Source organism: Haloglomus irregulare, from assembly GCF_007421925.1.
Taxonomy (GTDB): domain Archaea; phylum Halobacteriota; class Halobacteria; order Halobacteriales; family Haloarculaceae; genus Haloglomus; species Haloglomus irregulare.
This window is the reverse complement of sequence record NZ_QMDX01000008.1, coordinates 48,580-68,418: the sequence shown is the minus strand read 5'-3', so window position 1 is coordinate 68,418 and position 19,839 is coordinate 48,580. Positions and strand designations below refer to the sequence as shown.

The window sequence follows — 19,839 nt, the reverse complement described above, 5'->3', positions numbered from 1 at the left end:
GCGGTTTGCCGCTCGGATAGCTGATCTCTCGACATCCGGAATCCATTTCGGGCCGTCGGGACCGCACGTATCCTCAAATGCGGAGCCGCGGCCAGGGCGCGTATGGCCTGACGAGCAGCCCCCGGACCGCTGGCCCGGGTGGGGAGAACGCCACTCCACGCCCGGTTCGACCAGTGCGGCGTCCGGTCCGGGGGTCGTTCACGCCGCCTGTTCGCCACGAGCGGGACCCCTATGTGCCGACGACCCGCAGTCGGAGTCGATGGCCCCCGACGCCGACGACACCGGCACGACACCCGCGGAGCCGCGGGACCCGCACGCGCATCTGGCTCGGGACGGGCGTCTCGCCCCGCTAGTCGAGCGACACGGCCGACTGGAACTCGACCCGGCGGGCGACCCGTTCGAGCGCCTCGTCGTCTCCCTGGTCAACCAGCAGCTCTCCTCAGCGGCGGCGGCGACCATCCGGGAACGGCTGTTCGACCGGTTCGAGCTGACGCCCGCGGGTCTACTTGCGGCGGACGAGGACGCGCTCCACGAGGTCGGCCTCTCCCGGCAGAAGGTCGACTACGTCCGGCACGCCGCGACGGCCGCGAAGGAGGGGCGGCTCGACCGGGAGCGGTTCGTCGGCATGGACGACGCGGCCGTCGTCGCGGAGCTGACGGACATCCGCGGCGTCGGCGACTGGACCGGCAAGATGTTCGTCATGTTCGTGCTCGGTCGCAAGGACGTGTTCCCGGTCGAGGATCTCGGCATCCGGCGCGCGATGGAGTCGCTGTTCGGCGACCTCTCGCGCGTGAGAATGCGCGAACAGGCCGAGCCCTGGCGGCCGTACCGGACGTACGCGTCGCTCTACCTCTGGAACCACCACGAGGACGGCTCCCCGAACGTGCCGACGGCGGAGGGGTGACCCCCCATCGGTTCGACCCGTCGTGACGGCCGCCCCCTGGGGGGTTCGGTCCAGTGGCGCGCACCATCGAGTAGCACCACGAGCGTCACGAACCCGAACTCGGCTGCCAGCGCGCGCAGCGAGTAGCCGTCAGTACGCCGGTACGCGCGGCCGACGACGGTGGTGATGGCGCCACCGGGCAGCATGGTCGCCACGGCCCCTGCCCACAACGGCGGAGCTGCTGGAGCGATACGCGGGGCCCGAACGTATTAAAAAGCGCCGCGGGGGCGAGTCCGCCCGCTGGGAACGGGCGATTCAGCCCTGGTAGAGCGAATACGTGATGACCGCGAACCCGACGGCCGTCACGGCGCTCTGGATGAACACGTTCGTCCGGAGGCCGGCCATCCCGGTGAGGTCGCCGACGCCGGCTATGACCCCGCCGACGGTGATGATGCCGAAGCCGATGGCGAGCGCCCGGAGCGACGGGGCGCCCGTCCGGCGATACGCCTTCGCCGTCAGGTAGGTGATGAGCCCTCCGAGGACGAGCGTTACCGTCTTCGCCGCCGTGATCGCGAACTCGTGTACCATTGTCAGGTCTCCTTGCGAACCTCCTGCCACATCTCCGCCAGCCGTTCGTCCGCCGACCGGGCCGGACGGTCGATGCCGACGTCGAGTTCGTGGCCGTCCTCGAGCGCGATGATGACCCGCTCGAAGTCGACGTCGTAGAGGGTCGTGTGGTGGCCGTCCGGCCGGACCTCGGTCGCCTCCGTCAGCAGGTCCGCCTCCGTCAGTAGGTCCAGTTTCCGGTAGGCCGTCGAGGAGGGGATATCGCACCGGTCCGACACCTCCCCGGCCGAGAGGGGCTCGTCGAGCGCCCGAATGATCGCCCGGCAGTCCGCGTCATCCAGCGCCGCGAGGACCTCGTCCAGCGACGGAGCGTCCGGCTCCGAACGCGGGTCGCGCGCCATGGACCGGGCTTCCCCGTCCGGGTTCAAAACCCTCGCGAACCTGATGTCGCCCGGCGCTGCCCCGGGTCCTCGATGACAGCACTGCGAACGGACGCAGCGGTGCCGGAGCCGCCACGGAGCTCCGATTCCCGTGCCGCGTCGAGCCGTCGACCCCTTGGACCGGACGTCCGTCGCGCCCCGGACGTCCTCGGACGCGGGTTCAGGTGGCCCCGCACGGAGGCGGCGGTGCGGGCACGACGACGAAAGGGACCGCCGAGCCGCTGACCACGGTCGACCTGAAGACGACCGGCCACGTCCGGCGCGAACCCGGCGACCACCGGTTCGAGTTCACGTTCGAGGGAGACACGCTGCGGGCGTTCCTCGGTACCCTCTTGGACGAACGTCCGGCGCTGGACGGGATGCTGGTGGCCGAGACGGGGGCCGAGGCGAGCACTGACGGGTGGACCGAGGGGGAGGAGCTCCCGGGTGACCGGACGAAGAGCCCGGAGGGCGAGCGGACCCGTCCACACGTCCGCGTGGCCATCAACGGACGTTCAACGAGTATCTCGACGGCTCCGACACGACGCTCGGCGGCGGTGACCGAGTCGCGCCGATCTACCCGTTCGGCTGCTGCCGCTGACCGGGCGACTCAGTCGGCCGGTTCGGCGCCCGGGCAGTCCGGCCCACAGACGCCCGCGAGGTCCTCTTCGACCGGGGTCCCCCCGGCCACCTCCGGGTCGGATCCGTCCGTATCGACACGGCGTGCGGGGTTGCCGGCGACGGTAGCGCCGGCCGGCACGTCCTCGGTGACGACGGCACCGGCACCGACGGTCGCCTCCTCGCCGACCGTGATCGGGCCGATGAGCGTCGCGTTCGCCCCCAGCGTTACGCCGTCCTCCACCGTCGGGTGGCGCTTCTCCCGTCGGGGGGAGTCGCCGCCGAGGGTCACGCCGTGGTAGCAGGTTACGTCGTCGCCGATGACCGCCGTCTCGCCGACGACGACGCCCATCCCGTGGTCGATGAAGAACCGCCGGCCGACCTCGGCGCCGGGGTGGATCTCCACGCCGGTGAACAGCCGGACCAGCTGGGAAAACACCCGGGCGGCCAGGGCGTGCCCTCGGCCGTGGAGCGCGTGTGCGAGCCGATGGCACCAGACCGCATGGAGGCCGGGGTACAGCAGTACCTGGGCGGTGCTGGTGGCGGCTGGGTCGGTCGTCCGGGCGGTGCGGATGTCCTCGCGAAGGTGGTCTAGCATGTGGGGTGGGTCCGAGGTGGTGTCAGGAGACGGGGCGTCCGACGACGCGACGGCCGGGGTGCAGCCGTCGAGGGGAGGAGGTGGCTCAACGACAGCAGCACGCGGCCGCGCGGACGACAGGCTGGTGGACGCTGCGGGGCCGACGCGGGGGGCGCGTGCTGTCCATTGGTATCTAACGGTGAGCGACCCAGCGGCTAAAACGTGTCGCCGGCAGGCGCGGTCAGTGGTCGTCCTCGCGCCACTTGTGGTCGCAGTCCGTACAGGTGAAAAACCGCGTCTCGGACTCGTCGGCGGCGCGGATCTGCTTCATCTCGTAGCGGGCCCGGTCGTGACCACACTCCGGGCACCGGACCTTCGTCGTGGGGCCGATCTCCTCGTCATCGACCTCCGACATGTCGACGGGACCGCTGTCCATGTCCTGTCCCTGGGTCGTCGTCATCGCGGCCTCCTCGGCACTGTCCCGTGGTTTCGTGGCGCCACAGGAGCTGCATTCCCACTCCGAACCCTCCGTGTGCATCATCGAGCCGCACTCGTCGCAGAACTCCATTATACCCCCGTTAGCTGACTATCGTCCCTAAACGCACCGGTCCGGCGGCGGCCGTGGTGGGGATGCAACCGGGGCCGGTTCCGCGGTTCCCGTGGGGCGGATTCCGCGGCTCGTCCACGCTCGGGCGCCTCGTCCGGCCCTCACCCGTGCCTCCGACACCGATTTAATGCATGGTCATCTATCCGGCGGTAATGATAGAGGCCACGAGTGCGGGAGCCATCCTGTTTCGTGACACCCGTGGCTGTCGCGAGTACCTGCTCCTCAAATCCCGCCCCGGCGACTGGGAGTTCCCCAAGGGCGGCGTGGAGGGGGAGGAGGAACTCCAGCAGACGGCGATCCGCGAGGTGCAGGAGGAGGCCGGAATCGAGGACTTCCGGCTCATCGATGGCTTCCGCAAGGACTACGACTACGTCTTCGAGGCGAACGGCAACACCATCCACAAGACGGTCCACCTGTTCATCGCGAAGTCGTTCGAGGCGTCCGCCGAACTCTCGAAGGAGCACCGCGACCTGCAGTGGCGCGACTACGAGCAGGCCATCAACACCATCACCCAGGAGGGGCCCCGGGACATCCTCCGGGACGCCCACGCCCACCTCGACGAGGTGCTCGGGGCGGACGCCGAGGAGGTCGCCGAGGCCGAGGGCGAGGGCGGGGAATCGGAGGCGACCTGACCCGCGTGCCGACGGAACCGTTTAGCCGTCCGCCCGCATCAAGGCGCCCGTGACCGACGCCGCAGTCGGCGGTTGGCCCCTCCCGGACCGCGAGTTCGCCTTCGAGCTCCGGGTCTGTCGATGGGTCGAGGCGTGTTGGCCGCCGGAGCCCGGCTCCGGCGGGAATCGCGATTCTCGCTCGTCTCACGGCGGGTCACTGCCCGACGACCGGGTGGCCGTCGTGGCCCGCCAGCTGGGGGTCCAGGACCGCCGGTGGGACACGCTCGTGCTGGAGTGCGACCGGGCGAAGCTGGCCGAGCGGGCGGTGTTCGGCGAGCGGGCGCTCGATTCGGACCTGCTACACGTCGTCCGGCACGCGCCCCCGGAGTGGGCCTGGTACCGCGACGCTCTGCCGGACCCGGGCTACCCGTGGCAGTACGTCCGCGAGGCCGTCCACACGGCCGCCGACCGCGACCTCGTCGAGACGCGCAAGCGGGGGAACCGCATCGAGTTCCGGCGCCGCTGGCGGTACCCCGAGTGGGTCGAACGCGTCGTCGCCATCGAGAACAAGCCGGACCTCGACGCGAGCGCGGCGCGGGTGCTCGGCGACCAGCTCGAACGCGACGTGGCCCTCGGGCTCGCCGACGAGGTCTGGGTCGCCACCCGCGCGACCGACGGGGCCGACGGCGTCGAGCCCGCGCTGCTGGAACGGCTCCCGGTTGAGGCCGGCATCCTCGCCGTCCGCGAGGGGGACGGCCCCGCAGGGCTGGACGTCGAGCCGGTGTGGCACCCCCGGTCGCTGGCCGTCGACACCCCCGGGACCCGCATCCTCGAACGGCCCGACGGCGGGACGCACGACCGCTCGGCCGCCCGGTTCGAGTACGTCGACGCCGCGTGGAAGGCCAGCAAGCGCCGCGAGATCGCCGAGCGAGCCTACGAGCGCGGCTGGCGCGGCTACGCCGACCACGTCCGCACGGACTGTCGGCACTTCCGGGTCGCCGACGCCGAGGCGCCGCTCCCGGCCTGCGCGGCGAAGGGTCGCTGCGTCACCGCCCGCGAGTGCGCGGGGTCGTGCCCGGAGTTCGAACCCGAACCGCCGGCCTGGCGCGCGGGCGAGTGGCCCATCGACGGCGGCCCGGGAAGGGGTGCGATGCGGTTACTGGAACGGCAGCGTGAGAGACGCCGGGAGTAGCCGTTTCGAGAGTTATACGCGCTTTCCACGCACAACCTATCGGATGGACCGATAATGGGTCAATTTACGAGGTATCTCGGCCGTCGAGTCGCTCGACGGTGAGGTCCGCCCGCGGCGTCGCGAGCCGGTAGGTCGGGACGGTGAGCTTCACCTTCTCGACGACGCCCTTGTTCGCCAGCGAGCGGAGCGCCTCGCGCACCGCGTCGTTGTCGGGGTCGGGGCTCTCGCCGAGGTCGCGCACGTCGTGGAGAACGCTCACGACGCTCTGGGGGTCCTCGTCGTGGTCCGCGAGGACCCGCAGGACGTGGTACTGGAGGTCCGGGACCCGGACGGTCCGGCTGCCGTCCTCGGCGTCGGAGATGCCGGGGGCGACGCCGGCCACCGCCGCCGCCTCGGGCGTGGCCCGGATGAGGCTGTTCTCGTCGCGGAAGTAGTACTCTCCCAGGTGGGTCTCCAGATAGGAGTGGACCTCGCTCCCACCGTCCACCCCCCAGCGGTCCGCGAGTTCGGCGTTCTTGGTCGGCTGGAGCGCGACCACGTCGCCCAGCCGCTCGCGCTCCTCGTCGGTCAGGTCCGCCTCGGTCATCGAGCAACCGTTCGGCGGGTCACTTGTTACGGTTGCGGGTCGCGGCCGACCAGGCGGTGTGCCCACGACGCACGAGCGGCGACGGGTTTTCCGCGGGTGCGGACCACGTCGGGACATGAACCGGCGCGAGGTGACATCGGGAGGACTCCGGGGGGTCATCACCGGCGGCTGTGTCGCGCTGGCCGGCTGCTCGACCGATGGCGGGGGTGATAACGGCGCCCAGGACGCCGGCGGGGACAGCACCGGCAGCGGCGCGGACGACACCGCCACCACGTTGGACGGGTCCCCGGCGGGGACCACTGTGGGTGAACTGGACCTCCGGGAGGCGAACGTGACCGAGGTCTCGGTCCCGGCACGATCCGATAGCGAGTACCGCCTCGACGTGACGCTCCACCACGACGACGGCGAGGACGGCTACGCGAACTGGTGGCAGGTCGAGACGCGCGACGGCGAGCGGTTGGGACGGCGCGACCTCGCTCACGCGCACGGCACCCGCGAGTTCACGCGCTCGGGGACGGTCGCGGTCCCGGCGGACGTCGACTGCGTGGTCGTCCGGGGACACGACCAGGCACACGGGTACGGCGGGCGAGGGGCCCTCGTCCGGGTGTCGACGGGCGCGACCCGGTCCGTCGACCAGGGGCCCGCGCGGGCGTCGATGGCCGATGCGGACTGCCCCTGACCGGGGCCGCCCCCCGGGTCGACGCGGCCGTCGGATCGCGCATCGCGGCATTGAATACCGGGCGCCGCGCCGGTTCGGCCATGACCGAGGTCATCGACGGGAACGCCGTCGCCGCCGACATCCGGGACGGGCTGACCGACGCCATCGAGCGGCTCGCGGACGCCGGCAGCCGGCCGGGGCTCGCGACCGTGCTGATGAGCGACGACGCCGCCAGCGAGACGTACGTCTCGATGAAGCAGCGCGACTGCGAGGAGGTCGGCATCACCAGCCATCACGTCGAGATTCCCCCGGACGCGCCGGCCGCGGAGCTGTTCGACACCGTCGCCGACCTCAACGAGGAGGCCGACGTGAACGGCATTCTCGTCCAGATGCCGGTTCCGGACCACGTCGACAAGCGCCGGGTCCTGCGGGCTATCGACCCGGCAAAGGACGTGGACGGCTTCCACCCGGAGAACGTGGGCCGGATGGTCGCCGGGAACGCCCGGTTCAAGCCCTGCACACCACACGGTATCCAGAAACTGCTCGAACGGCACGAGGTGGCGACCGAGGGCGCCGAGGCGGTCGTCGTCGGCCGCTCGGACATCGTCGGTAAGCCGATGGCGAACCTACTCATCCAGAAGGCGCCCCTGGGCAACGCCACCACGACGGTCTGTCACTCCCGGACGGAGGACCTCGCCGCCCACACTCGCGAGGCGGACATCCTCGTCGCGGCCGCGGGCGTCCCGGAGATGATCGACGGTTCGATGATCAAACCGGGCGCGACGGTCATCGACGTCGGTATCAACCGCGTCGACGCGGACACGGGGAAGGGGTACGAGCTCATCGGGGACGTCGAGTACGAGAGCGCGGCGGAGCAGGCCGACGCCATCACGCCGGTGCCCGGCGGCGTCGGCCCGATGACCCGCGCGATGCTGCTCTACAACACGGTGAAGGCTGCGGGCGAGCAGGCGGGCGTGGCCGTCGACCTCCCCTGACGATGGGCGACGACGGGCCGGACGGTGGTTCGGACGCGGTCATCGACGATGGCGACCCGGAGACGGCGGTCCGGACCTGGCGGACGGGCGGCGAACTCCGACGCGAGCGGACCCACCGGCTGAGCGCCGAGGAGTTCGCCGAGGCATGCGACCGCGTCGACGGCGAGAACGGCCTGGAGTGGGGTGTCGGTGCGCTCGTGGAGCACGACGGGCGCGTGCTGCTCGTGCGCGAGGAGGGACGGTGGCTCCTGCCGGGCGGCGAGGTGGAAACCGGCGAGAGCCACGGCGAGGCGCTAGTTCGCGAGGTCCGCGAGGAGACCGGCATCGACGTGACGCCGGACGAGCGGCTGGCAGTCGTCCGGAACGTCCTCCGACACGGCGATGATGAACGCTCCTTCCGGTTCGCGATCCATCGCGCGACAGCCGAGTCGACGGCACTCGCGAACGACCCCGGGCTCGCGGACGAGGCGATCGAGGCCGTCCGGTGGGCGAGCGAGCTGCCCGAGGACACGCTGGACCGTGACCTCCTCTGTCGGCTCCTCGGCAACGGCTGGGGCTGAAGTTTCAAATACCGGAGCGGGACCAGACGGCCCATGAGCTGACGAGTCGCCTCCGGGCCGCCGACCCGGCCGGCGAGCACGCCACTCGCCGTTCGGTTCCGCCAGCGTGGCGCACGGTCCGGAGCATCGGTCGCGCCGCCTGTTCGCCATCCCTCCGGCCGAACCACCACACTCAGATGACGCCCTGTTCCCGGAGGTCGGCCAGTACCGCCGTCTCCAGCCCCAGTTCGTCCCCGTAGACGGTGTCGTTGTGTTGGCCCCGGCGCGGCCCGAGGCGCTCGACCGAGCCCGGCGTCCGTGTCAACCGCGGCACCACGCCGTGGGTCGTTATCTCCCCCACGTCCTCGTCGGTCACGGAGACGAGGGTGTCCCGAGCGGCGTACTGCGCGTCCGCGAACACGTCGCTCACGTCGTACACCGGCGCGACGACGGCATCGCCGGCACCCAGGTCCGCGACCGCCTCCGCGACCGTCCGCTCGGCGATGTACGGCGCGATGTACGCGTCCAGTTCGTCGGCGTGTTCGACCCGCGCGTCGTTCGTGGCGAACCGCTCGTCCTCGACGAGTTCCGGATGTCCGACCGTCTCGGCGAGGTTCTCGAAGATGGACTGTGCCGACGCGGAGAGGGCCACGTAGCCGTCCGTCGCCTCGTATACGTTCCGTGGTGCGGCGTTGCTGTGGTGGTTACCCCGTCGCTCGCGGACCTCCCCGAGTCGGTCGTACGCCTCCACGTCGCCCGGGAACATCCGGAACAGCGACTCGTAGAGGGAGACATCGATCACCTGTCCCTCGCCGCTCCCGTCACCGTCGGGGCCGACCTCCCGCTCGAACAGCGCGAACATCGCCGCCTGGACGGCGTAGTGCCCGGCGGCCATGTCGGCCAGCGGGATGGGCGGGAGCAACGGCTCGCGGTCCGGGAACCCGTTGACGTGGGCGAACCCGGACATGGCCTCGGCCACGGTCCCGAACCCGGGCTGGGCCGCGCGCGGCCCGGTCTGGCCGTAGCCGGAGATGCGGACCATGACCACCGCCTCGTTGACCGCACGGAGGTCCTCGTAGGAGAGGTTCCAGCGCTCCATCGTCCCGGGACGGAAGTTCTCGACGACCACGTCCGCGGTCTCGACGAGGTCGAGCGCGAGCGCGCGGCCCTCCGCCGTCGAGAGATCGCAGGTCACGCAGCGCTTCCCACGGCCGAGAGCCTTCCACCAGAGCGACATCCCCGACTCCGGGTCGAAGGGGCCCCAGTCGCGGATGGGGTCGCCGGAGTCCGGATGCTCTACCGCCACGACGTCCGCGCCGAAGTCGGCCAGCGTCATCGTTGCGAAGCCGCCGGCGACCATCCCGGAGAAGTCCACCACACGGAGCCCGTTCAACGGCCCCTGCCGCGGTCGCGTCGGGGACTCGTCGGCATCCTCGTCGGTCATACGCCGGGTCCGTCGGGGGAGTAGTTCACTCCTGCCCTTCCCGATGGGATAGTTCGGTCGGTCAGTCACCCCGGCGGGCTTCGGACTCGTGTGCCCAGACGAGGTCGAAGAACCGTGTCAGCCCAGCGACGAACGACTCGTTCTCCGTGATGGCGGCCTGGCGCATGTGGTTTGGCACCTCGGGCTCCTCGACCAGGAAGATGGCCTCCCCGTCGGCCCCCGTCGTGCCCGTCTCGTCGGCCGGCGGGTCGGTGAGCGTGCCCCGCCACGGCAGCGACCCGGTGGCGAACCGGAACGCCACGCCGGGGAACCCCGCCTCGAGTCGTTCCACGATACCCGCCTGGATGCGCCGGTTCTCGTCGCTCAACCGGTCCGGATGGAGGAACAGCACCCGGACCGCGACCCCCCGGTCCAGCGCGTCCGAGAGCGCCGGCGCCACGCTGTCGAGGTACTCCCAGGACTTCGTGAGGACGCGGACCTCGCGGTCGGCCTCGTGGTAGAGGCGGCGGGTTTCGGCCTCGCTCGGGTCCCCCACGTCGACGACGTGGAACAGCTCCTCACCCGGGCGGACGTTCTCGGTCGCGGAATCGAACCGTGGGCCGTACTCCGCGAGGAACGACTCGCGCGTCGTCTCCAGCTCGTCCGCGAAGGACTCGTATGCCTGTCGTCGGTTCTCCTTGGCCCGGTCGACGATCTCCGCGGGCGACCGCGGCTGGTACTCCTTCGGCCGGCCGGGGATGATCTTCACGAACCCGCGGTCGGCGAGGGCGTCGAGGACACCGTAGATGCGTGCCTTCGGGATGCCGGTCGCCTCGGCCAGGTTCGGTGCGGTCGTCCGCCCGAGCCGCAGCAGGTCGGACAGGGCCGTCTCCTCGTACTCCGTCAGGTCAAGCGCGTCGAACAGGTCGGTTCCGTCCCTGTCGGCCATATCGGGCGCTCGCCCGGGGCGACCGTAAACGCGCCGGTGGCGCGGCAGGACGCCCGAAGAGCTATTATCGCACAGGAGTTACTCGAGGTATGAGTAACATGACACCATCCAGCGGTGACCGGGACCACCTGGCGGACGTCGGCGCGGGCTGTGGCTGTGCGGAGCTCTGGGAGCGTCTCAGCGAGCAGCGCCGGAAGGGGCCGGAGTGACCGGCCGGTCACCCCGTTCGTGAGCCGACACCGGGCGGGCCGGAGCGTTTTTGCGCCCGGCCCGACGACCGGCGGGTAGATGGACCGCGACGACGTCTGCATCCTGCTGCCGACGCTGGACGAGGTCGAGACCGTCGCGAGCGTCGTCGACGGCTTCCGCGGCGAGGGGTTCGAGAACGTCCTCGTGGTCGACGGCCACTCCTCGGACGGGACCCGGGAGGTCGCCCGCGAGCACGGCGCACGCGTCATCGAGCAGAGCGGGTCCGGCAAGGGCCAGGCCGTCCGCGAGGGCCTCGACCACGTCGACGCACCGGTCGTCCTGATGGCGGACGCGGACGGGACCTACCGCCCGGAGGCGGCACACCGGATGCTGGAGCCGATCTTCGAGGGGCGCGCCGAGCACGTCATCGGCGACCGGTTCGCCGACATGGAACCGGATGCGATGACCCGGCTCAACCGCGTCGGCAACCGCCTCATCAATCGGGCGTTCGCCGTCATCCATGGCCGGAACCTCCAGGACATCCTCAGTGGCTACCGGGCGTTCACCACCAACTCGGTCGAGCGGTACGCGCTCCGCTCGGAGGGGTTCGGCATCGAGACGGAACTGAGCGTCGAGTCGGTCAAGCATGGCACCGACACGGCGGTCGTACCCATCACCTACGGCGCACGGCCGGACGACTCCGAGACGAACCTCCACCCCGTGCGGGACGGCGCCAACATCTTTCTCACGCTGTACAAACTGGCGAAGACCAACAACCCGCTGTTCTACTTCGGGAGCATCGGGAGCCTGAGCGGGCTGGTCGGGTTCGTCGTCGCGGCGTACGTCGGCTACGACTTCCTCGTCAACGGCATCGCCCACGAGGCGCTCGCTGTCGTCGCCGCCGCCGGCATCATCCTCGGGGTCCAGCTCGTCATGTTCGGCGTCCTCTCCGACATCATCGTCACGGTCAATCGCGAACAGACCCGGCGTCTGGAGGAGCTGGCCGAGCAGCTCTCCGATACCGGGTCGGTCGGCGGGCCGACCCGGAACGACGGGACGCCAACCAGCGCGACCGATCAGGACGGGGACGCCGAGCGGTCCGTCCCCGGGCCCCCGGAGGTCGGGGCCGACACCGAGGACTGACCGGGGCGGTCCGAAAGCGTCAATCTCCGGGCCCCGGTACGCTGGCTCGTGTCCCCGTACGATGCGGTCCTCTTCGACAACGACGGCGTCCTGGTCGAACCACCGACGGCCAAGGCACAAACCGCGGCCATCGAGGCGGCGTTCGAGGTCCTTGGCGTCGCCGACGTCGCCCCCGAAGACGTCGAGGCCCTCCGGCACGGCGTCACGGTCGAGCAGCTCGACGCGGTCGCGGCGGCGTACGGTCTCGACCCCGCGGCGCTGTGGGCAGCCCGGGAGCGCTTCGACGAGGACGCACAGCTCGACGCGTTCCGCGCCGGCGAGCGTGCGACGTACGACGATATCGGTGCCCTGGCCGACGTCGCCGGGCCACGTGCCGTCGTCAGCAACAACCACCACAGCACCGTCTCGTTCGTGCTCGACTTCTTCGACCTCGACGCCCGGTTCGACACGCACTACGGCCGGCCGATGACCCTCGAGAGTCTTACCCGGAAGAAGCCGGAGCCACACTACCTGAACCGCGCTCTCGCCGACCTCGGCGCCTCGTCGGGGCTCTACGTCGGTGATAGCGCGAGCGATATCGTCGCCGCCGAGCGCGCTGGGCTGGACTCCGTCTTCCTCCGCCGGTCACACCGGCCGACCGTACCGGCCGACGTCACGCCGACTCACGTGGTCGACGGGCTGGAGGCGGTCGCGACGCTGGCGAGCGACGCGGACGCAGCGGAGTAGGAGGGGAGCGGGGACGGGCGGGGTCAGTCGTCCGCGGCGGCGCGGGCGGCCTGCTCGCCGTAGATCTCGTCGTACGCCTCCGAGAACCGTTCGAGCACCCTCCGGCGCTTCACCTTCATGGACGGGGTGAGGAGGTCGTTCTCCGGGGTCCACTCTGCCGGGACCATCCGGAACTCCTTGATGCGCTCGTACTTCTCGAACCCCTCGTTGACGCGGTCGACCTCCTGCTGGACGTACTCGTGGACACGGTCGTCCCGGCAGATCGCCTCGTTCGTGTCCGGGATGTCGATCCCCTCGCTCTCGGCCCACCGGCGGATGGCCTCGAAATCGGGGACGACCAGCGCGGAGACGAACTTCTCGTCGTCGCCCATCACCATGATCTGCTCGACGCGGTCGGAGGTGGCGAAGCCGTCCTCGATGGGGCCCGGGGCGACGTTCTTCCCCGTATCGAGCACGAGCAACTGCTTCAGCCGGTCGTGGTAGACGAGATAGCCGTCGGCGGTCCGCTCGATGATGTCGCCGGTCCGGAACCAGCCGTCGTCGGTGAAGGCGTCCGCGGTGGCCTCGGGCTTCTCCCAGTAGCCCTCGAAGAGGTTGGGGCCCTTCACGAGCAGTTCGCCGATCTCGCTGTCGGGCCGGGCCTTCTGTGCCTGTTCGACGGTGATGACGGAGCTGTCGAGGTCGAGGTCGACGTTGGCCAGCGCGGGGCCGAGCGTCCCGGGGCGGGGGTCCTCGGGCGGGTTCGTCGAGACGACGGGCGCGGTCTCGGTGAGACCGTACCCCTCGAGGATTGGGAGGCCCATCCCCTCGAACAGCTCGGCGAGGCGCTTGGAGAGCGAGCCGCCGCCGCTGATGAAGAAGTCGACGTTGCCGCCCATCTGCTCCTTCACCTGCGAGAATACCAGCCGGTCGGCGAGCGTGTGCTTCAGGCGGAGTCCGATGCCGGGGTCCTCCGTGCGGGCGTGCTCCCGGCCGATCTCGATGGCGCGCTCGAAGATGGACTGCCTGAGGTCGGACTCGGCGGCCTGGGCCCGCATCCGGTCGAAGATACGCTGGTACACCCGCGGGACGCTCGTGGCCGTGGTCGGCTCGACGAGCTGGATGTCCTCCGAGACGGTATCAGTCGACTCCGCGTAGGCGACGGTCCCGCCGGCGGCGAACATCACGAAGTTACCCGCGGTCCGCTCGAAGACGTGCGCCAGGGGGAGGAAGGAGAGCGACCGCGCGGTCTCATCGAGGGTCGGCACGTCGTCGGGCTTGTCCGGGCGCGGGCCGAACCGCTTGCGGACCCCGTTGACGTTCGCCCGGAAGTTGGCGTGGCTCAGCTGGACCCCCTTGGGCTGGCCGGTGGTCCCGGAGGTGTAGATGAGGCTCGCCAGGTCCTCGGGGTCGCGGCTGTCGAGCCACGAGGCCCACTCGTCCGGGTCGAAGGCAGCGTCGCCGCGCTCGTACACATCGGCCAGCGTGAGGACGTCGAACCGGCTCGTGGGCGCCTCGGTCCCCAGCTCGTCCATCACGACGACGAACTCCAGGTCGAGGTCCGTCTCCACCTCGATGACGCGCTCGAGCAGCTCCTCGTTCTCCACGATGACCCCATCGGCGTCGGGGTCGTCCAGCAGATAGCTGACCTGGCGAGGGCTCGACTCGCGGTAGACCGTCGTGACGACGCCGCCGGCCGAGAGGACCGCGAGGTCACTCTGTGCCCACTCCATCCGCGTGTCGGCGAAGATGCCGATACGGTCGCCGTTCCCGACGCCGATATCGCGAAGTCCGGCGGCGAGCCGCTGGACGATGTTGCGTAGCTCCTCGTAGGTGAGCGCGGCGTACTGGCCCGGTGGCGCCGCCGGCACCACCCCATCGGCCAGCGACCGCTCGTACACCCCACCCTTGTACCACTGGGCCTCGCGGTCCGCGTGGCGGGTCGCGCTCTCCTCGAACAGCCGCGGGATCGTGTCCGTCCCGATGACCGCGTCCTCGTAGTCGCGCTCCGCCTGGAGCCACGGCGGCTCGTTTGAGCTGTCGGACATGTCTGTTGACCTGACTCAACGTCCCGGGGATAATCAATGGTGACGTTCGTTCGCCGGCGACGGGGAACAGCGCGGTCGAACCGAGTACTCGGGCCTCGAACGTATCTGAGACGACCGACTCGCGGAGGAGGGAGCGTCCGAGACATCCACCGTGTGGACCGTCCGTCCTCAGTCGATGTCGATGCGGTGGGCGCCCTCGTCCGCGTCGGTCACCGGGACGTGGATCTCGAGGACGCCGTTGTGGTAGCTGGCCTCGATCTCCGCCACGGCGATGTCGCGGGTGAGGAGGTGGACGCGCTCGAAGGCGCTCCGGGACCGGGTGTGGCTCATCGTCTCGTCGTCCTCGTCGACCGTGTGCTCGGCCTCGATGGTGAGGGCGCCGTTCTCGAACCGGAGGTCGATCCCGTCGCGCTCGAAGCCCGGCAGATCCGCGAGGACGACGTAGCCGTCGTCGCCCGCCTCGATGGTGAGGTGGATGTCGCCACGGCCCATCCGGCCCTCGCCGTCGTAGCCCATGCCGACACCGCTCTCGAGGTCGCGCCACACGGTGTGGAACATCCGGCTCATCATGCTCTCCATCCCGTCGAAGGGGGTTCGTCGTGGTGTCATTCTCACTCACCACCTGTAGGTCACTCGGGATATTAAGTCGGCAGGAGCACTGCTAACTCGACGCGCTGTGGCAAAAACGGCATCGAGGACTCTGCCTGCCGGTCTTGCCGTTCGAGCGCCTGTAGTGACCGCCCCGACGGCTGCGCCGTCACGACGGGATAGTCCCGGTCACGCGACGGGGGTGTGACCGTCGTCTCGGCCGAGTGCTCGGCCGTCGTGGCCGTCACCCGGTCACTCCCCTCGTCGACGAACACCTCCCTGAGCCAGGGGTCATTGGCCTCGCCGGTGTCCGGGAGGGCGACCTCGATATCACGGGAGAACGGGCCGTCTTCGAGGGCCGTCCGGATCTCGGACCGGACCGCGGACCGCGTGTCGTTGTCGAATCTCATCGGGGCGGTGGCGGCGCCGGAGAGTGCGGCACAGTCCGCACTCGTCGTCAGGAGGCCGAAGAGACCGGCCCCATCGAGGCGGAGGGCATGGCGGCGGCGCACGCGTGATGGCACAGATCGGAGCCACAGAACCGTTGCCGGCGCCGGCTCAGCCGTGGCGCCCCGGCAGTCCCGGGACCGCCGCCACGGCGGACCGGGGCGCCTTCCGGAGCGCGTAACGGACCTTCCGGGCGGCGCCCTTCAGGTAGTGGCCGGCGCAGCGGGCGAGCGGTGCGCGGCGGCCGTGGACGGCGGTGTCGCCACGGCGGATGGCCGCCACCACGTCGTCGGGGGTCACACTCCCGTCGGTGGGGAGCTCGAGCGCGGTGTAGGCGCGGCCGACCGTCCCGACCCGGTGAGCGTCACTACCAGCGAGGTCGGCGTGGTCGTACCGTCGCGCGAAGGCGGCCGCACGGCGGTTCCGGTACCCGGTGAACAGCCAGGCGTTGTACGTCTCGATGCCGTCCACGTCGATGCCCGCGAGCCGTCGGCGCGGGACGCCGTGGCGCGTCCGCTGGAACGGGTGCGGGACGACCGCGACGCCGCCCTGCGCCCGGACCGCCGCCACCGTGTCCGGGAGCGGTCGGCCGGGCGGTGGGCACTCCGTCACGCCGATGGCGAGCAGGTGGCCGTCCGCGGTGGACACCTCGACCCCTGGCACCCCGACGAGGCCGTACGACGGTGCGAGCCGGGCCGCACGCAGCGAGTCGTCGATGTCGTCGTGGTCGGTCACGACGATGCAGTCCAGCCCGATGTCGGCGGCGTGCTCCAGCAGTAGCTCGACCGGTTCCCGCCCGTCGTATGAGCCCTCGGAGTGGACGTGCGGGTCGACGCAGAACGACTCGTCCTCCATCGCGCTCCGATACGGGGGGTGGCTGCAAAAGGCCGCCGGCCGGCCGACGGTCCGCCCGGGCGGACCGAACCACACGGCGGCGCCCGGGGCGTGGGCGCACCGCTCGACGGCGCTCCGGCCGCTGTGCCGATCGACCATTCTAAACGCGTGTTCGGTTTCGTCGTTTGGGCAGCGTTAAGTGGGGACCATCCCAGAGACCGCTCATGACTGGGGACTGGACGGAGGCCGAACTGGGGTACGAGGACGAGGTCATCGGACGGAACACGGTCCCGGCACTGTTCCTGGGGTCGGTCGACCGACACGGCGACGCGCCGTGCCAGCAGTACAAGGGTGGGCTCGGGGACCGTTCGATGACGCCCGGCGTGGCACCCGAGCCGCCGGCCGGCGAGTACGGCATCCTCTCCTACGCGGAGGTCGGTCGCATCGTCCGGAACCTGGCAGTCGGGTTCCGCGAACTCGGCATGGAGCCGGGCGACCGCGTGGGGTTGTACGCCGACACCCGGCCGGAGTGGATCCAGGCCGACCTGGCGGTCCAGGCCGCCGAGGGCGTCGTGACGACCGTCTACACGGAGTCGAGCGAGCCACAGGTGGAGTACCTGCTGGACGACCCCGGCGCCAGCGGCGTCATCGCGGGGACGCCCGAACTGGTCGAGACCATCACCGACGTCGAGGCCGGGCTCGACCTGGAGTTCATCGTCACGCTGGACGAGGCCGGCGAGTACGCCGACCGCGATGACGTCTACACGCTCGCGGAGGTCCACGCGATGGGCGAGACCGGGCGCGAGTCCGGCCAGGTCGACGAGTGGGTGACCAACCGCTCGTACGACGACCTGGCGTCGCTGGTCTACACCTCCGGGACGACCGGCGACCCGAAGGGCGTGCAGCTCACCCACGAGAACCTCCGGGAGGCGATCAACACCGTCTGGCGCCGCGTCGGCCCCCGGCCGGACAAGCCCGACGACGTCCCGACGATGGAGCACGGGATGACCGTCCTCTCCTTCCTGCCGCTGGCGCACGTCTTCGAACGGTTCAACCATTTCGTCCAGTTGGGCGCCGGGCTCACCATCGCCTACGCCGAGTCGCCGGACACCGTCGGTGAGGACATGGCGCAGGTCGAGCCCGACGGCGCGGCGTCGGTCCCACGCGTGTACGAGCGCATCTTCGACCGGATGCGCGAGCAGGCCTCGGAGTCCGATATCGGCAAGCGGATCTTCGAGTGGTCGGTCGAGACCGCGAAGGCGTACGACGACGCCGAGTCACCGGGCGTCAGGCTCCGACTGAAGATGCAACTCGCCGACAGGTTGGTCTTCTCCAAGGTACGGGAGACCCTCGGCGGGAACGTCGAGCTGTTCATCAGCGGCGGCGGCTCGCTGTCGAAGGGGCTGGCCAAGATGTACCGCGCGATGGGGCTCACCATCCTCGAGGGCTACGGGATGACCGAGTCCGCGCCGGTCATCTCGCTGAACCCGCCGGAGGACATCCGCGTGGGGACGATGGGCCCGGCCCTCTCCGCGGTCGACTACCGGCTCGACGGGTCGGTCGTCGGCCCGGAGCAGAAGAAGGCCGAGACTGGCGACGTCGGCGAACTCCTGGTGAAGGGGCCCAACATCACGGACGGCTACTGGAACAAGCCGGACAGGACCGAGGCGGCGTTCACCGAGGACGGCTACTTCCGGACCGGCGACGTGGTCGCCGTCGACGAGGGCGGCTACTTCACCTTCGTCGACCGCGTCAAGCAGCTCATCGTGCTCGACACTGGGAAGAACATCGCCCCCGAACCCATCGAGGACGAGTTCGCCACCTCCGCCCGGGTCGACCAGATCATGGTCGTCGGGCAGGACCAGAAGTTCATCGGCGCCATCGTGGTGCCGAACTTCGACCGGCTCGAGGATTGGGCCGACGACGAGGGGATCGACCTGCCCGACGACCCCGTCGAGATCTGTCGCGACGAGCGCGTCCGCGGATGGGTCGGCGAGGAGATCGACGGTATCAACGGGCGACTCGGCCACCACGAGACGGTCAAGGAGTTCCGCCTCGTCCCGCGGGAGTGGACCGCGGACAACGACCTGCTCACCCCGTCGATGAAGAAGAAACGGCGCGACATCGTCGCCGAGAACCGCGAGGCCATCGCCGACATCTACGACAAGCCGCCCGGGGAGGTCTCCGGCTGAGTTCAGCTATACCCGACCAGCTCGCGGCGCGCCTCGCCCGTGGCTTCGGTATCACGGTCTGGGCTCTTCGGCGGGAACCGGCAGAGTAACCCGTATATAGCACGTATATTGACTCAATACTCGGTATATCCACACGGGTTCTACATGAACACGGAAACCGACATCGGCCGGGCGGCCTCACATCGAACGGGGCGAGTAGCCGGTCCATGGAGTCCCGACGGGTCGGGTCGCTGGCCGGACCGCCGGACAGCACAACGCATAATTCCCGACCGCCCGAGCGCCCGACCATGCGATACGTCCGTTTCCGCGACGCCTCGGGTGATGTCCGCACCGGCGAGTGGACCGGCGAGGACGGGGCCGAGATCACCCCCTTCCCGGGGGCCAGCAGCCGCCTCGACCTCGCCCCCGACCCGGTGGCAGCGGCCGACGTGGCGGTTCTGCCCCCGTGTGACCCCTCCAAGGTCGTCTGCGTGGGGCTCAACTACGCGGACCACGCCGCCGAGCAGGGCAAGGAGCTCCCCGACCGGCCGCTCCTGTTCCTCAAGACGCCGAACACCGTCACCTCGCACGGCGCGCCCGTCGAACTCCTGCCCGGGAAGGAGCGCATCGACCACGAGGCCGAACTCGGGGTGGTCATCGGCGAGCGCGCCCGGAACGTGACCGCCGAGGGCGCCGAGTCGGTCATCGCGGGGTTCACCTGCGTCAACGATCTCTCGAACCGGGACGACCAGGCCGTCGAGCAGAACTGGGTCCGGGGGAAGGCGTTCGACGACGCCTGCCCGCTGGGGCCGGTGCTCGCGACCCCGGAGGAGGTCCCCCCCGACGCGACCGTCGAGTGCCGCGTGAACGGGGAGACCCGCCAGTCCTCCAGCCGCGAGGAGTTCATCTTCCCCGTCGCGGAGCTCATCGAGGAGGTCACGGCCTCCCTCACCCTGGAGCCCGGCGACGTCATCTCCACGGGGACGCCGGCCGGGGTCGGGCCGCTGTCCGACGGCGACACCGTCGAGGTGGTGGTCGAGGGGGTCGGCACGCTCCGGAACGAGATGTCGATCCCCTGAGCCCCGTCCCG

At 70.4% G+C, this 19,839-nt stretch carries 22 protein-coding genes; 10 read left to right on the top strand and 12 right to left on the bottom strand.

All coding sequences use genetic code 11. From position 1 onward, the window contains the following. Positions 1-259: 259 nt before the first annotated feature. On the top strand, positions 260-904 hold the full coding sequence (locus tag DP107_RS12695; RefSeq protein ID WP_144262525.1) for a DNA-3-methyladenine glycosylase family protein: 645 nt from the start codon (positions 260-262) through the stop codon (positions 902-904). Here DP107_RS12695 and DP107_RS21690 read toward each other — a convergent pair. From DP107_RS21690 to DP107_RS12670, 5 genes are all read right to left on the bottom strand, one after another. Beyond that, complete coding sequence (locus DP107_RS21690; protein WP_449405196.1) at positions 847-1,089, bottom strand: DUF7521 family protein; 243 nt, start codon at positions 1,087-1,089, stop codon at positions 847-849. The two genes, DP107_RS12695 and DP107_RS21690, sit on opposite strands and share 58 nt — an antisense overlap. Positions 1,090-1,198: 109 nt before the next feature. Continuing rightward, positions 1,199-1,471, bottom strand: coding sequence for a DUF7521 family protein (locus DP107_RS12690; RefSeq protein WP_144262524.1), 273 nt, complete (start codon positions 1,469-1,471; stop codon positions 1,199-1,201). Between the two features lie 2 nt (positions 1,472-1,473). After that, positions 1,474-1,851 (bottom strand): winged helix-turn-helix domain-containing protein, encoded by a 378-nt coding sequence (locus DP107_RS12685; RefSeq protein WP_144262523.1) that lies wholly within the window; start codon positions 1,849-1,851, stop codon positions 1,474-1,476. Between the two features lie 628 nt (positions 1,852-2,479). Beyond that, positions 2,480-3,085, bottom strand: a complete 606-nt coding sequence (gene cysE, locus DP107_RS12675) for a serine O-acetyltransferase (RefSeq protein ID WP_144262522.1) — start codon at positions 3,083-3,085, stop codon at positions 2,480-2,482. 220 nt (positions 3,086-3,305) lie between these two features. After that, positions 3,306-3,632, bottom strand: coding sequence for a transcription factor S (locus tag DP107_RS12670; protein WP_144262521.1), 327 nt, complete (start codon positions 3,630-3,632; stop codon positions 3,306-3,308). A gap of 191 nt (positions 3,633-3,823) precedes the next feature. Between DP107_RS12670 and DP107_RS12665 the strand changes: the two genes are divergently transcribed. Then, positions 3,824-4,303: a bis(5'-nucleosyl)-tetraphosphatase gene (locus DP107_RS12665; RefSeq protein ID WP_144262520.1), complete on the top strand. Its 480-nt coding sequence runs from the start codon at positions 3,824-3,826 to the stop codon at positions 4,301-4,303. Between the two features lie 49 nt (positions 4,304-4,352). Next, positions 4,353-5,474 carry a DUF5787 family protein gene (locus DP107_RS12660; protein WP_144262519.1) on the top strand — a complete coding sequence of 374 codons (1,122 nt, stop codon included), beginning with the start codon at positions 4,353-4,355 and terminating at the stop codon, positions 5,472-5,474. A 64-nt stretch (positions 5,475-5,538) separates the two neighbouring features. Here the strand turns inward: DP107_RS12660 and DP107_RS12655 are convergent, their stop codons facing one another. Further along, complete coding sequence (locus DP107_RS12655; protein ID WP_144262518.1) at positions 5,539-6,060, bottom strand: DUF5797 family protein; 522 nt, start codon at positions 6,058-6,060, stop codon at positions 5,539-5,541. Between the two features lie 115 nt (positions 6,061-6,175). On the opposite strand from DP107_RS12655, the gene DP107_RS12650 reads away from it, so the two are divergent. The 3 genes from DP107_RS12650 (at position 6,176) to DP107_RS12640 (ending at position 8,273) form a co-directional block, all read left to right on the top strand. Further along, a complete protein-coding gene (locus tag DP107_RS12650) occupies positions 6,176-6,739 on the top strand; it encodes a hypothetical protein (protein WP_144262517.1) in 564 nt (187 codons plus the stop codon). Between the two features lie 80 nt (positions 6,740-6,819). Then, entirely contained in the window at positions 6,820-7,713 is an 894-nt protein-coding gene (locus DP107_RS12645; protein WP_144262516.1) for a bifunctional methylenetetrahydrofolate dehydrogenase/methenyltetrahydrofolate cyclohydrolase, read from the top strand. A 2-nt stretch (positions 7,714-7,715) separates the two neighbouring features. After that, complete coding sequence (locus tag DP107_RS12640) at positions 7,716-8,273, top strand: NUDIX domain-containing protein (RefSeq protein ID WP_144262515.1); 558 nt, start codon at positions 7,716-7,718, stop codon at positions 8,271-8,273. Between the two features lie 172 nt (positions 8,274-8,445). Here the strand turns inward: DP107_RS12640 and DP107_RS12635 are convergent, their stop codons facing one another. Both DP107_RS12635 and DP107_RS12630 read right to left on the bottom strand, forming a co-directional pair. After that, entirely contained in the window at positions 8,446-9,696 is a 1,251-nt protein-coding gene (locus tag DP107_RS12635; RefSeq protein WP_144262514.1) for a CaiB/BaiF CoA transferase family protein, read from the bottom strand. A 61-nt stretch (positions 9,697-9,757) separates the two neighbouring features. Continuing rightward, complete coding sequence (locus tag DP107_RS12630) at positions 9,758-10,624, bottom strand: TrmB family transcriptional regulator (protein WP_144262513.1); 867 nt, start codon at positions 10,622-10,624, stop codon at positions 9,758-9,760. A 288-nt stretch (positions 10,625-10,912) separates the two neighbouring features. On the opposite strand from DP107_RS12630, the gene aglJ reads away from it, so the two are divergent. Beyond that, complete coding sequence (aglJ, locus tag DP107_RS12625; protein WP_144262512.1) at positions 10,913-11,956, top strand: S-layer glycoprotein N-glycosyltransferase AglJ; 1,044 nt, start codon at positions 10,913-10,915, stop codon at positions 11,954-11,956. A gap of 48 nt (positions 11,957-12,004) precedes the next feature. After that, positions 12,005-12,682 carry an HAD family hydrolase gene (locus tag DP107_RS12620; RefSeq protein WP_144262511.1) on the top strand — a complete coding sequence of 226 codons (678 nt, stop codon included), beginning with the start codon at positions 12,005-12,007 and terminating at the stop codon, positions 12,680-12,682. 23 nt (positions 12,683-12,705) lie between these two features. Here the strand turns inward: DP107_RS12620 and DP107_RS12615 are convergent, their stop codons facing one another. The 4 genes from DP107_RS12615 to DP107_RS12600 all read right to left on the bottom strand — a co-directional run bounded on the left by DP107_RS12615 (position 12,706) and on the right by DP107_RS12600 (position 16,599). Beyond that, on the bottom strand, positions 12,706-14,709 hold the full coding sequence (locus DP107_RS12615) for an AMP-dependent synthetase/ligase (RefSeq protein ID WP_144262510.1): 2,004 nt from the start codon (positions 14,707-14,709) through the stop codon (positions 12,706-12,708). A 168-nt stretch (positions 14,710-14,877) separates the two neighbouring features. Continuing rightward, entirely contained in the window at positions 14,878-15,318 is a 441-nt protein-coding gene (locus tag DP107_RS12610; protein WP_144262509.1) for an Hsp20/alpha crystallin family protein, read from the bottom strand. Positions 15,319-15,350: 32 nt separating this feature from the next. After that, complete coding sequence (locus tag DP107_RS12605) at positions 15,351-15,809, bottom strand: hypothetical protein (RefSeq protein WP_144262508.1); 459 nt, start codon at positions 15,807-15,809, stop codon at positions 15,351-15,353. A 46-nt stretch (positions 15,810-15,855) separates the two neighbouring features. Next, complete coding sequence (locus DP107_RS12600) at positions 15,856-16,599, bottom strand: CehA/McbA family metallohydrolase (protein ID WP_144262507.1); 744 nt, start codon at positions 16,597-16,599, stop codon at positions 15,856-15,858. A 203-nt stretch (positions 16,600-16,802) separates the two neighbouring features. On the opposite strand from DP107_RS12600, the gene DP107_RS12595 reads away from it, so the two are divergent. Both DP107_RS12595 and DP107_RS12590 read left to right on the top strand, forming a co-directional pair. Beyond that, complete coding sequence (locus DP107_RS12595) at positions 16,803-18,770, top strand: AMP-dependent synthetase/ligase (protein ID WP_144262506.1); 1,968 nt, start codon at positions 16,803-16,805, stop codon at positions 18,768-18,770. 287 nt (positions 18,771-19,057) lie between these two features. Then, positions 19,058-19,828: a fumarylacetoacetate hydrolase family protein gene (locus DP107_RS12590; RefSeq protein WP_144262505.1), complete on the top strand. Its 771-nt coding sequence runs from the start codon at positions 19,058-19,060 to the stop codon at positions 19,826-19,828. Positions 19,829-19,839: the final 11 nt, after the last annotated feature.